The sequence below is a fragment of the uncultured Psychroserpens sp. genome, from assembly GCF_947500255.1.
Lineage (GTDB): Bacteria > Bacteroidota > Bacteroidia > Flavobacteriales > Flavobacteriaceae > Psychroserpens.
Genome location: NZ_CANMRL010000002.1, coordinates 66806 through 81406 on the forward strand (window position 1 = coordinate 66806; position 14601 = coordinate 81406).

The window sequence follows — 14601 nt, forward strand, 5'->3', positions numbered from 1 at the left end:
CAAGCTATTCAATGTGTATCTTTGCAATCGGAAAAATTGCAAATGAAACTCGCTATAAAAATTCTATGTTGTTTATTTTCGCTCGGTGTTTTTGGGCAAAATATTACTGTAGACTCACAAACGTTTACACCGCAACAACTCATTGAAGACATTCTTATTGATAGTGAATGTATTGATAATGTTGTTGTTACGAACGTCGTTGGCGGTAATTTTAATGACTCGGACCAGAGTTATGGTTTTTTTGATGCGACAGGAACGACGTTTCCATTCGACACTGGAATTGTAATGAGTACAGGACGCTTATCTAATGTTCCTGGTCCAAATACAACGCTTAGTGATGATACGGCTTCAAATTGGTCTGGAGATAATGATCTCGAAACTATTCTTAATGAAACCAATACGACTAACGCGACCATTTTAGAGTTTGATTTCACCTCTGTTGCTACTCAAATTAGTTTTAGATATATTTTCGCTTCCGAAGAATACCAAGAAGGAAATCCAAATACTTGTCAATTCTCTGATTTATTTGGATTTTTGATTCGACCAATAGGAGATCAACAATATACAAACATTGCGTTGGTTCCTGGTACTCAAACTCCGGTAAAAGTAACAACAGTCCATCCAGATCTTCCTGGATGTGATGCTGAAAATGAAGCCTATTTTGCTGGCTTTAATGGCGCAGTATCTCCTACAAATTTCAACGGACAGACCTCCATATTAACAGCGACAGCTAATGTCATCCCTAATCAGACCTATCATGTTAAACTTGTGATAGCCGATGAACAAAACTTCAGATTTGATTCTGCAGTCTTTCTTGAAGCTGGCAGTTTTAGGCTCTCAACAGATTTAGGTCCTGATCGCTTAATTGCCAATGGAAATGCTATTTGTGGTGACGACACATTTACCATCCAAACCAATGAACCTGGAGCGACAAACACCTACAAATGGTTTAAAGACGATGTAGAGTTATTAGGCGAGACCAATGCGTCTTTAGAAGTTGACGATGCAGGTTTATATAATGTTGAAATAACGAAAGGGACTTGCCTCCTATTTGGTGAGATTAATATAGAATATGCAGAAAACCCAGTAGTCTTTGATTCGGTGTTAATTGAATGTGACCAGAATCAGGATGGTTTGACTTTTTATAACTTGTTTGATGCAGAACCTCTAGTTACCAATAATGATTCTTCCATTTTTATTAGTGATTTTTTCTTTACTGAAAATGATGCCGAACAAAATGTGAATGCGATTGTTGGTGCCAATACCTTTGAAAATACTATTCCTTTTCAAACCGTGTATGCTCGAGTAGTCAATCAAGCCAATTGTTATAGCATTGCTGAAGTAGAATTACAAATTTCAAATAATATCATCGCTATTCTACCTCTTGAAGCCTGTGACAACGATCCTGTCGATGGATTTACGAATTTCAATCTAAATGACATTAGAACGACCATAGAACCTCAAATTCCAATGGATGCTTCAGTAAGTTTTTATGAAACTGAAATTGATGCGTTTTTTGACACCAATGCACTTCCAAATACGTATCAAAATACATCAGCAAATACACAGACTATTTTTGTAAAAGTTGAAAGCAATAACCAGTGCTATTCAATTTCCACAGTAGAATTGGTAGTACTCTATACACCTGTTTTATTAGACGATGAAACTTTCATTTATTGCCTAAACAGCTTCCCTGAAACTATTACTTTGGTTGGAGGTGTCTTAAATGACGAACCTAACAATTATTACTACGAATGGCTATTTAATGGGAGTACAACAGCAGTCAACACAACCTTTAACGATATTAACGAGCCTGGAAATTACACCGTTATTGTTACCGATCCTAACGGTTGTTCATCAAGTAGAACCATTACAGTGCTGGCCTCTAATCTAGCGACTATAGATAATATCATTGTCACTGAAGGCTCAAGTAACAATAGCGTTACCATAGAAGTTTCAGGTGAAGGTGATTACGAATTCGCATTAGATGATCCTGATGGTGATTATCAATCTGAAAATACGTTTACCAATGTGACTTCTGGATTTCATACGGTTTTTGTTCGCGATATAAATGGTTGCGGTATTACCGAAGAAACGATTTCAGTATTAGGTTTTCCCAAATTCTTTACACCAAATGGCGATCCTTACAACGAGCGTTGGCAAGTCTATGGTGTTAATTCTCAATTTAACCAAGGAACTGACATCAAGATTTTTAATCGCTATGGCAAACTCTTGACACAGTTTGATAATGAAAGTGCTGGTTGGGATGGCACACTTAACGGACAAGCACTTCCAAGTGACGACTACTGGTTTACAGTAACGTTGATTGATGGAAGAACCTTTACAAGTCACTTTGCGTTAAAGCGCTAATACATTATAATGCATAGTGTATTGATATTCACAAAGATTACTTAACTTTAGATACAAACTTTACCCATAAATGAGACATCTTGTTTCTGTAATCTTTCTTTGTATTGGTCTAAATTGTTTTGCGCAAAATTCTAAACAAATGTCTTTTCGCGAACTAACAGTTGCACAAGGCTTATCGCAAAACAGTGTAGTGAGTATTGTGCAAGATTCTACAGGTTATATGTGGTTTGCCACACAAGACGGTCTCAACAAATATGATGGGAGATCTTTTACCTTTTTTAATAAACACTTTGAAGATGTCACCAGACCAACTTACAGCAAGCTAGGTAAACTATATATTGATAGAAGTGATGATCTCTGGATTATTAGCAACTCAGGGATTCTTGAAAAATTTGATAAGAACACTCAAAGTTTTAATACCATACAATCCATAAAAAATGTAAGTGTCATTTTTCAGAACACAAAAAAAGAATATTATATCGGTTCCTACGGAAATGGGCTTTTTAAAATTGATTCTGAAACAAACGACACACTAGATGTTTTTAAACCTCAATTAAAAGGCCTTAATACATATGATATTATTGAATTAAATGGTGATAATTATGTCGCTACATCCAAACACATATTTCAATTAAGTGATAAGCACATAAAGGCAGTAGAGGTTGAAAACAATGAAACAAACTTTAGTTCAATTGCAGTCTCAGAAGAGAAAACAATATGGTTAGGCAGTTTTGAGAATGGATTGTATTATAAATCTCTAAAATCAAATAGATTTGAAAAGTTTAAGCATCCTGACCTACCTTCAAAATTAAATATTCAAGATTTACTTATTGACAACAATAATAATGTATGGATAGCAACTTATGGAGATGGTTTATACATTATTGAATATAAAAAAAATAACGTAGCTCATTTTACCGAAAACAAGAACAATCCATACGCATTGCAATATAATGATGTACTATGCTTATATCAAGATTACACTGGCACAGTGTGGCTAGGAACAGATGGCGCTGGCTTAAGTTATTATGACGAACACCTAACAAAATTTAATGTCATCACTAATAAACAAACACCTAAAAATATACCTGTAGATGTCACTAGAGCTATAGTCTACGATACTAATAAAACGATGTGGTTGGGAACGTCAGGAAAAGGTTTAACGTCTATCAATTTAGATGAAAACAACTACAAAAGTTACACCACGCAAAACTCAGCAATTAATAGCAATCGAATCATGAGCTTGTTGTTTGATGATAATGAGTTATGGATTGGTCATCAAGGAAAAGGTTTACAAATATTAGATAACTCTGGTACGTTTAAAACTATTAAACTATTGGAGAATGAAACTATCTGGAAAATTTATAAACACAGTAAAAATCAATTTTGGCTATGTACAAGAGATAGTGGTATTATTTTATATGAAAAAGGCAAAGGTATTATTCATAAATTTTCGACTGATAATTCAGGTTTAACTTCAAATAACATTAGAACTATCCAAAAAGGAAAAGCAAATGATATTTGGATTGGAACCGAGAATAATGGGCTCTTTTTATTGCATACACAAACCAAAATAATTGAACCAGTACAAAACATCACAGACAAAATTAAGTCGTTATATTTTAGAGACTCTATTTTATGGATTGGTACTAATGGAAATGGTATAAAAGAATACAACACTATACGTAAAGACATTAAAACTTATGCTCTTGAATATGGTTTATCTAATAATGTTATTTATGCAATCTTACCAGATGAAAACGGAAATTTATGGTTGAGTTCTAACAAAGGAATCACACGATTTAACCCACAAGATGAACAAAAGCGGCGTGCTGAAAACTATTCAGAAAACAGTGGACTACAATCTTTTGAATTTAATACAGGAGCGTATTTTAGAGCTAATGATGGTACACTGTTCTTTGGCGGGCTAGAAGGCGTTAATTGGTTTTCTCCAAGTGATTTAACTACCAATCAAGTGAAGCCTAAAACTGTTATTTCAAAATTTGAAATATTTAATCAGACACAAGAAATGGTAGCATCTGAAACATTTCGTCATGATCAAAACACCTTAACCTTTACCTTTGCTAGTTTACACTTTTCTGAGCCATCAAAAAATCTCTATCGCTACAAACTAATTAATCATGACGAAGACTGGTCTATACCTAGTTACAACAATGTTGCGCATTATACAAATTTGCCTCCCAATACATATACGTTTCTAGTCACATCAAGTAATTATGAAGGTGTTTGGAACAAAACGCCTAAAACCTATTCATTTGAGATATTAAAACCTTGGTATAAAACAAACTTAGCTTATAGTATTTATGTGTTGCTAATTGGTTTAGGAGTTTTTGCCATTTTTAGTTATTTTAAATTTAAGTGGAAATTAGAAACTCAAGTACGCTTAGAACATGCAGAAACTGAACGTCTCAAACAATTAGATGAATTTAAAACCAAATTATATACCAATATTTCTCATGAGTTTAGAACACCTTTAACACTTATTTCTGGTCCGATTGACCAACAACTATCTAGAAAAGCTTTAGACCCAAAAGATCGTAAAGAACTTAACTTGGTTAAGCAAAATGCAAACAGATTGCTTAATCTGGTTAATCAAATGTTAGATCTTTCACTTATAGATTCAGGTCAATTACGATTGCAGGTTGAGAAAGGAAATCTAAATGTCCTTTTAAAACAGATTATTGCTGCTTTCCAATACAAGGCAAATAACAAACATATTCATATTAATAGTCGTATCGAAAACCTTACTACAGCATGGTACGATGTCGATTTAATCGAAAAAATAGCATCCAACTTATTATCAAATGCAATTAAATATGCACCAGAGCATACAGAAATAATAATAGATGCTAATGCCTTAGACAATTCTCTAGTCTTATCAATAATCAACGTTAACACCAGTATTTCTAAAAAAGATTTCGAAAAATTATTTCAACGATTCTATCAAGATAATGAAGCTTCTGATGGCGTTGGAGTTGGTTTAGCACTCGTTAAAGAATTAGTTAATTTATCAAAAGGAAATATTACAGCCAATACAGTAGATCAAAACAAAGTGCAATTTACAGTTACACTTCCTATTTCTAAAAGTGCCTTTACATCTTCAGAAATTAAAACTGAAACTAGAAATCAAATAGCTTTAGATGTATTAGATGACAATCTAAATAAAAACCATGATGATCCACTTTTATTAATTGTTGAAGATGATAAAGACATAAGAGCATTTGTATCTTCAATTTTTAAGAATAGTTATCAAATTATTGAAGCAGGAAACGGAAAAACTGGAATAGAGATGGCGTTACAACATATTCCAGATATCATCATTAGTGATATTATGATGCCTATTCAAGATGGTATTGCGTTATGTAACACGCTAAAATACAATGTACTCACAAGTCATGTACCAATTATTTTACTAACAGCCAAGGTTGGTGAAGAGAATGAGATTGAAGGCCTAAAAACTGGAGCTGATGCCTATATTACCAAACCATTTAATAGTGAAAAACTTCAGCTTAGAGTAAAAAAACTTATAGAAAACAGACAACAACTTCAAAAGCATTTTAGCAAAGATTTCACTATAAATCCTGAAATATCTATTACCTCAACTGAAGCTGAATTTCTAAAACGATTAAAATTAGTATTAGATGAAAAAATAACTAATACAGATTTTACTAGTGAAGCATTTTCAGAAGCCATGCATATGAGTAGGACACAACTACATAGAAAACTAAAGGCTATTGTTAATATGAGTACATCGGAATTTATCAGAGCACAGCGCTTAAAACTGTCTATCGATCTACTTAAAAAGTCAGATGCTACCATTTCTGAAATAGCATACCAAATAGGTTTCAATACACCTTCATACTTTATTAAGTGTTTTAAAGACACTTATAAATGCACACCCAACGAGTATTTATCTAAAAAGTGAAATGCATTTTAAATTATTGATTTTCAATAGTTTAAAACACAATTTCAATACATGTTACATATGTTTCATACTTTGAAACATATCTTCCACCCTCTCCAGTGTCTTCATTATAATTTTACATCTATAAAGAATTCAATAGCTAAAGTTTAAGATGGATAACAATCCAAAAGAAAAAGAAGATGAAAAGATATACCTAAGTATCGATCATCTAAAAAAAGGGACTTATAAACTCAATATCCTTTTGAAAAATGAGATTATCAAAACAATAAAATTTTATAAACAATATTAAAGACGCTATTAATCAATTGAGAAAAGGGAGTAACAAAAAAACGTTGAGTAAACATTATTCCCTTTTTTATTTAAAATTCAAATCATGAAAGTAAAATTAACACTACTTATTTTATGCTTAACCTATTTAAGTTATGCTCAAAATGGAATCAATTACAAAGCTCTTATCAAAGATGAAAACGGAAATGCTATAGTTAATCAATCTGTAAGCATTCAGCTATCTATTCAAGAAAATGCAGATACGATTTATCAAGAAACTCATGTTGAAACAACAAGTAACAACGGATTTATAGTCTTAAATATTGGAGAAGGCAACTCATCATTAGGAAACTTCTCTAACATAGACTGGAGTAGCAATCCGCATTTTTTGAAAGTAGAAATTGATACTGGAAACGGGTTAGTAGACATGGGAACGTCACAATTTAAAACGGTGCCTTATGCACTTAGTTCTGCTGATTCTTCCTGGGAAAAATCTGGAAATGATATCTATCGAGATTCAGGAAATATAGCAGTAGGAAGCTCTAGTGCTGAACAAAAACTAGATGTTAATGGTAAAATTAAAATTGCCGATGACAACACAACTCCAACAGAAGGCACCATGCGCTACAATAGTGTAACTAAGAACTTTGAAGGTTATGATGGTACTAAATGGGTCATTCTTAATAATAACCCTTCATTTAATGTAACTACAATTACTGCACCAGATAATGATACTCAAAACTATACTGATTTCACATTTATCTCTGGTAGTCGCATCACATTTTCTATTGACTTTAGTGCTCCTATGAATATATCTTCTGCAGTGATTGGTAGTTCAATACTTATTGGAGATGATGGTACTGGTACCGGAACTATGAATTGGTCTAATGGTGATACTCGATTGACCATCACAACAGATCAAAGCTATTTTGATCTTTCTGCAGATTGTTTTAGTGGTGTACCAATAATTCTAAAAGGAAATGGTATCAATCAACTTCTTGATGCTAATAATCTTACCATTGATGGTGATGATGATGGCATTGCTGGTGGTGATTTCGTTGTCATTTTTGTGACTATTTGCTAGATCGAATTTCAATTATCTAAAAGTATAAACAAATGAGAAATAGAATATTTTACAACTGTATGTTACTTGCATTAAGCAGTATATACATAAATGCGCAAACTATTGAAAAATTCAGTATTGACAATGGAGGTGCTTCGGTAAGTTCTGGAGATATACAAATACTATATACTATTGGAGAAACTAACGTACAAGAATTAAGTGCTTCAGGTATTAACATTTCCGAAGGCTTTATCAATGCGGATTTCAGAATTCTCATAGACCCAATTGTATTATTACAAGGGCCTTCATTAAATCCAATGACTAATGGATTAATGAATGATACGCTCAGAGAAAATGGATTATTACCAACAACTAGTCCGTATGAAGATAATGCTACTTGCAATGCCACTGTATTTAATACTACAGGTACTAATGCTATAGTAGATTGGATATGGTTAGAATTAAGAGCCGCTAATGACAATCAACGTCTTATTAATGCGCGCTCAGCTTTAGTGCAACGTGATGGTGATGTTGTTGATTTTGACGGTACATCATCTGTAATTATGCAAGCCGCTCCAACAAATTACTATGTTGTTATAAAACATAGAAATCACCTAGGCGCCATGAGTTCTGCCACAATCAATTTATCAGAAAGCACTACAACCATTGTAGATTTTACAACCAGTAGCTTTTTAACTTTTGGAAATAACGCTCAGACTATTTTAAATTCGGGCAATACAGCGCTTTGGGCAGGAGATACTAATACTGATGATAGTATCATATTTTCTGGCAGCAACAACGATGTAAATGCTATTAAAGACTATATCCTTGCAGACCCAAGTAATGTTCTAAATTTTATCACATATGCGTCTTCTGGATATCTCCTTCAGGACATTGATTTAAATAACATTGCGCGCTTTTCTGGATCTCCAAATGACAGTAATATTATCAAAGATAATATTCTTAATCATCCAGCAAACTTCCTAAACCTACCAACATTTACAATAAGTACAACCGTTCCGCCAAAAAATTAGAAACCATGAAAAGCTTTTACACAATATTATTTACTATCTTTTTTACATTCTCTGGACTATCACAAGGTTATCAATTTGGAATTCAACATAATTCTGGCTACAATTTTTCTATTGTTGCGATACCAGATTTTGACGCAACAGATACCGATGTATCGGATATTGGATTTACACTTATGCTACCAGCAGGTGATACCGATATTATAAATACCTCACAATTTAATGGTCGTCCGTGGGCTGCCAATCAATTTACTGCTGCACAATTATCTGGAGCAGGGTTTGGTGATGGTACACGTGATGCTTTTGTTATTAATTTGCCTCCAGGACAGAGCATTGTATCTCACACAACAGATACACCATTTGTAATTTTTACATTCGATATTAGTAATTCTCCAACCCAAGGTTTTATGGACTTATTGCCAAACTCAGATCCTATTGCAATGGGTCTTGGTGGAGCTCTAGATAGTTTTTTTAATTCAAATATTGATAATACAAATACACAAGATTATTTTTCTGGAATAGCTTCAGGTCAAGGAAGTTTTATGTTTGAAACTTTAGACGTGGATGACATTGAACTTGAAAATTATAGCATTGCTGTATATCCAAATCCAGCTCTAGATATACTTCATGTATCAACACCTTTTAAAGTTCAGAAACTCATACTTTATGACATCTTAGGAAAACAAATCATGTCACTAAAAGACTCTAAATCCATGATAGTTGAACACTTACGTTCTGGTGCCTATTTCTTGAAAATTGAAACTGAAACAACTACCATCACCAAAAGAATTATTAAAAAATAAAACATATGAAAACTTACAAACAACTCAGCATTCTATTAGTCATACTATCTTTCTTTGGATGTAGTAATGATGATGATAACAATGGAAATGGTAATCAACCAACAAATCGCGAATTATTAACCTCTGGAAAATGGTATAATGAATCTGTAACTCCTGGTAGTTACAATGATTGTGAAAAAATGGGTTATATCCAATTTTCTGATAATGGCACTTTTACATTAGAATCTTTTGATCTAAATGCTGGTAATTGCGAATCATTTGGCATCAATACAGGAGCATTCACACTTTCTAATAACATCAACATTAGCGTATCGTTTGAGGGTGAAATCATTACAGCAGTAATTGTTACGATTACCGAAAACTCACTAACTATTACTACAGATGAAGAAACAATAGTTTTTGATAAAACAGAAGGATAAAACCCAAATATTATGAACTTTTCTAAAAAAAATCACGAACTCAAAAAAAACAATAGAACTGTTGTGAGCAAAATAAAGCTTACAATTATAGCATGTTTGATAGCTCTTACATCAATAGCACAAACTGGTATTAACTATAAAGCATTAATTAAAGATGTTAATGGAAATGTAGTTAGCAATTCTATTATTGAGGTACAATTTACATTACTACAAGGTCTCTCAATGAATACTGTCTACACAGAAACGCATATGCCAACGACAGATGATAATGGTATAGTGATTTTAACTATTGGGCAAGGTACAACGACAGGAGATATTAGAGATGTAGAGTGGATTCTTGGTGAGGTATTCATAAATGTACAAATTGACACAGGCAGTGGTCTAATAGATTTTGGAACAACAGAATTTCAATATGTACCCTTTGCCTATGCTGCTGAAATAGCAGCCGAAGCAAAAAATGTCACTGGACTAGAGGCAATTAATGAAAGTAATGGTATTGGCTGGAGATTAATAGGGTCTAATCCAGATAACCATGGCAATATTGGGGAAAAAGCACTTGACTTTTCAGAATCGCAATTTCCTTCAGAAACACTGGGAGCTATAGGAGAACTTTCAGTTGCATTTGGGCGCAATTCTAGTTCTATAGGTTATTCATCTTTTGCCATGGGAGATATTGCAACAGCTGGTGGCGAGCAATCATTTGCATTTGGCGAACAGAGTTCTTCTCCGGGTGATTTTTCCGTAGCTATGGGCTTTAACAACCTCTCTTCTGGGGACTATTCTAATGCTTTTGGACGTAGTAATTTAGTATTTGGCGATCACTCATTTGGATCTGGACAAAGTAATCAAATATCAGCAGAATATGCTTTTGCACACGGTCGTTCTAATCTGGTATCTTCTACCTACGGTATTGCAATGGGAGATGATAATACGGTCGAAGGCTATTCTGCAATAGCACTTGGGAGTGGAAATGAATCACAAGCTAGCTATTCTACAACTCTAGGATTAAATAACCTTGTTTCCGGCTTTGCAGCGCTTGCTACAGGAACATCAACTATTGCCTCAGCAAATTATGCAACGGCATTAGGGATTAGTACAATAGCTTCCGGTATATCATCATTTGCTGCAGGAAACAATAGTGAGGCGAGTGGTGATAACTCAATGGCTTTAGGATATTTTAATGAATCAACTGGGAGTAGGTCTGTTGCTATTGGAAGAAATTCAATTTCGTCAGGTGCAAATTCAGTAGTTATAGGAGATGATTCAGTGGCAAGTGGCATAAACTCTATAGCCATAGGTGAATTGCTAGAGTCTCGTGCAGCAAATGAGGTAGTTGTCGGATTTGGTAATACACTTTACAATCCTGATAGCCCTTCAAGTAATAGGGCGTTTAGTGTTGCTAACGGCTCATTTTCCTTTAATGGAACTAGTATAACATTGAACAGACGAAATGCTTTAACGGTATTAAGAAATGGCAATACAGGAATAGGAACAGATACTCCTCAAGAACGACTTCATATAACAGATGGCAGATTACGTATAGGATCAGAAACCATTGAAGATGGAGGTAGCAATATCTTGCGGTTTAATGCCAGTTTAATTCCTGATCAAAACAACGTTATGAGTCTGGGAAATTCATCTTTGCGCTGGACTGGACTTTGGGCTACTGACGGTACCATTAATACGTCTGATAGACGTGAAAAGAAAGATATCAAAACATTAAACTATGGCTTGAATGAAGTGTTACAAATGAATCCCGTAAGCTTCAAATGGAAGGATAGAATAGATCAAGACACTAAACTGGGTTTGATTGCACAAGATGTACTAGAACTTATTCCTGAAGTGGTCAAAACCCATACTTGGGAACCCATTTCAGAAGAGAACGACACTTTGCAAAAAGTGAAACTCGACAGACTTGGTGTGTATTATTCTGATTTAATTCCTGTACTTATCAATGCCATAAAAGAACAGAATAAAGAAATTGAAGCCCTAAAAAAGGTACTTAAAACACAAAAATCCTTAGAAGATAGAATCTCAAGTCTAGAGCAGAAAATTAGTCACTAGAATTGAACAACACTTAGGTTTAAAATATGAACGCATTATTGTAACTTTGTTAGATGCGTTTTAAAGTACAATCCGAATTCAAACCCACAGGAGATCAACCTGAGGCAATAAAACAATTGGTTAGTGGCATCGAATCTAACGAAACCTATCAAACCTTATTAGGTGTAACAGGATCTGGTAAGACCTTTACAGTAGCCAATGTCATTCAAGAAGTACAGCGACCGACCTTGGTCCTAGCTCACAATAAAACTTTGGCTGCACAATTGTATTCAGAATTTAAGCAGTTCTTTCCAGACAACGCCGTCGAATATTTTGTATCATATTATGATTATTATCAGCCAGAAGCTTATATACCTGTTTCTGGAGTGTATATAGAGAAAGATCTATCGATTAATGAGGAAATTGAGAAGATGCGTTTAAGTACAACTTCTTCTCTACTATCTGGTCGGCGTGATGTGATTGTTGTAGCATCGGTATCCTGTTTGTATGGTATTGGAAATCCAGTTGAATTTCAGAAAAACGTTATCTCACTAGAAGTCAATCAGGAAATTTCTAGAACCGAACTCTTACATAAATTGGTGCAAAGTCTGTACTCAAGAACAGAAGCGGATTTTAATCATGGAAATTTTAGAATAAAGGGTGATACAGTTGATGTGTTTCCAAGTTATGCTGATGATGCCTTTCGTATCCATTTCTTTGGAGATGAGATTGAAGATATTGAGCAGTTTAATATTCAAACTAATGAGGTGATTGAACATTATGACCGATTGAATATTTATCCAGCCAATATGTTTGTGACCTCGCCTGATATTTTACAAAATGCTATTAAAGACATTCAGGATGATTTGGTCAAACAACATGATTATTTCAAGGACATAGGAAAACATTTAGAGGCAAAGCGTTTAAAAGAGCGTACCGAATTTGATTTGGAAATGATTCGCGAGCTAGGCTATTGCTCTGGGATTGAAAACTATTCAAGATACTTAGATGGTCGTGAGCCTGGCACAAGACCATTCTGTTTATTAGATTATTTTCCAGATGATTATTTGATGGTTGTAGATGAAAGTCACGTGACCATTTCTCAAGTACATGCTATGTATGGTGGTGACCGAAGTCGAAAAGAGAATTTGGTAGAATACGGATTTAGATTACCTGCTGCTATGGATAATAGACCTTTAAAATTTGAAGAGTTCGAGGCTTTGCAAAATCAAGTCATTTATGTGAGTGCAACACCTGCAGATTATGAGCTTCAGAAAACAGATGGTGTTTACGTGGAGCAGGTGATTAGACCAACAGGGTTATTAGATCCGGTAATCGAAGTGCGTCCAAGTTTAAATCAAATCGATGACCTTATAGAGGAAATACAGCAACGCATTGAAAAAGACGAACGTACTTTGGTAACTACATTGACCAAACGTATGGCTGAGGAACTTACTAAATATCTAGATCGTATTCAAATTAGATGTCGCTATATTCATAGTGATGTTGATACTTTAGAACGTGTTGAGATTATGCAAGACCTTAGAAAAGGATTATTTGATGTCTTAGTTGGTGTGAATTTACTTCGTGAAGGTTTAGATCTACCTGAAGTGTCGCTGGTGGCTATTTTAGATGCCGATAAAGAAGGGTTTTTACGTTCTACACGTTCATTGACACAAACTGTAGGTAGAGCTGCGAGAAACTTAAATGGTAAAGCTATCATGTATGCAGACAAGATTACTAGAAGTATGCAAAAGACCATAGATGAGACCGAATACAGGCGTGAAAAACAAATTGCGTATAATACTAAACACAAGATCACACCTAAAGCCTTAAATAAGAGTTTAGACAATGCCTTATCTAAAAATTCGGTAAGTACCTATAGCTATGAATTAGAAGCAGCTAGAGCTGCAGAGCCTGAAAGCGAATATTTAACTAAAAGTCAGTTAGAAAAGAAAATACGTGAAAAGCGTAAATTAATGGAGCAAGCTGCTAAGGCCCTCGACTTTATTATCGCAGCACAGTTACGGGATGATATTAAAGGTTATCAGGAAAAATTAGAAAAACTTAAAGTGTCTTAATTATACTGCACTTTAAATATGTCAATCAAAAAGTCTGGTGGTACAATTTTATTTGGAAAACTTTCCATAAGATCTAAAACGCGATTAATCGACTCATGACTTAATCCCATTCGTAATCCGAAATTATGAAGTTTCACTAATTCTTTATTAGAAATTTGATTGTCTAGGTTCATTAATAAGACCAATCTATGGAATTGAACAATGCGTTCGCTATGTGATTTTAGATGTACATAGGTTACAGGATGGTCAAAAAGGTAATCGAAGTCTTCTTTAGAAATTTCTAATTGTTTAGCAATACTTGCAAGAAATTTATATTCTATAGATTTTATATTTTCGTCTGTCTGCGCAAAGGCTATCATTTCCGATAGCAAACTTAGCTTCTCTACACGATTTATCATATTAGAGGGATTCATGATTTCACTTTTATAAATTTAAAAGGTTTGTTTAGGTTATAATCCTGCATATTTTGTAAGTCATCGAAAAATAAAGTGCAATTCGTCGTTCTTTTCCTACTTTCATGTGTAAAATAAATTTAAACAACTGATTATCAATATATTAAAAACAACGTGCAGTTCGTC

At 34.1% G+C, this 14601-nt stretch carries 9 protein-coding genes; 8 read left to right on the forward strand and 1 reads right to left on the reverse strand.

Annotated elements, in window-relative coordinates:
- Positions 1-42 precede the first annotated feature (42 nt).
- The 8 genes from Q0783_RS07060 to uvrB all read left to right on the forward strand — a co-directional run bounded on the left by Q0783_RS07060 (position 43) and on the right by uvrB (position 14023).
- On the forward strand, positions 43-2370 hold the full coding sequence (locus Q0783_RS07060; protein WP_298894217.1) for a choice-of-anchor L domain-containing protein: 2328 nt from the start codon (positions 43-45) through the stop codon (positions 2368-2370).
- Between the two features lie 139 nt (positions 2371-2509).
- Entirely contained in the window at positions 2510-6316 is a 3807-nt protein-coding gene (locus Q0783_RS07065; RefSeq protein ID WP_298894218.1) for a two-component regulator propeller domain-containing protein, read from the forward strand.
- 373 nt (positions 6317-6689) lie between these two features.
- Positions 6690-7667 (forward strand): hypothetical protein, encoded by a 978-nt coding sequence (locus Q0783_RS07070; protein WP_298894219.1) that lies wholly within the window; start codon positions 6690-6692, stop codon positions 7665-7667.
- A gap of 32 nt (positions 7668-7699) precedes the next feature.
- On the forward strand, positions 7700-8680 hold the full coding sequence (locus Q0783_RS07075; RefSeq protein WP_298894220.1) for a hemagglutinin protein: 981 nt from the start codon (positions 7700-7702) through the stop codon (positions 8678-8680).
- Between the two features lie 5 nt (positions 8681-8685).
- Positions 8686-9480 (forward strand): T9SS type A sorting domain-containing protein, encoded by a 795-nt coding sequence (locus Q0783_RS07080; protein ID WP_298894221.1) that lies wholly within the window; start codon positions 8686-8688, stop codon positions 9478-9480.
- A gap of 5 nt (positions 9481-9485) precedes the next feature.
- Positions 9486-9899, forward strand: coding sequence for a lipocalin family protein (locus Q0783_RS07085; RefSeq protein WP_298894222.1), 414 nt, complete (start codon positions 9486-9488; stop codon positions 9897-9899).
- Between the two features lie 12 nt (positions 9900-9911).
- Complete coding sequence (locus Q0783_RS07090) at positions 9912-11963, forward strand: tail fiber domain-containing protein (RefSeq protein ID WP_298894223.1); 2052 nt, start codon at positions 9912-9914, stop codon at positions 11961-11963.
- Positions 11964-12016: 53 nt separating this feature from the next.
- Positions 12017-14023: an excinuclease ABC subunit UvrB gene (gene uvrB, locus Q0783_RS07095; protein ID WP_298894224.1), complete on the forward strand. Its 2007-nt coding sequence runs from the start codon at positions 12017-12019 to the stop codon at positions 14021-14023.
- Here the strand turns inward: uvrB and Q0783_RS07100 are convergent.
- On the reverse strand, positions 14020-14421 hold the full coding sequence (locus tag Q0783_RS07100) for a TerB family tellurite resistance protein (protein WP_298894634.1): 402 nt from the start codon (positions 14419-14421) through the stop codon (positions 14020-14022). The two genes, uvrB and Q0783_RS07100, sit on opposite strands and share 4 nt — an antisense overlap.
- Positions 14422-14601 lie beyond the last annotated feature (180 nt).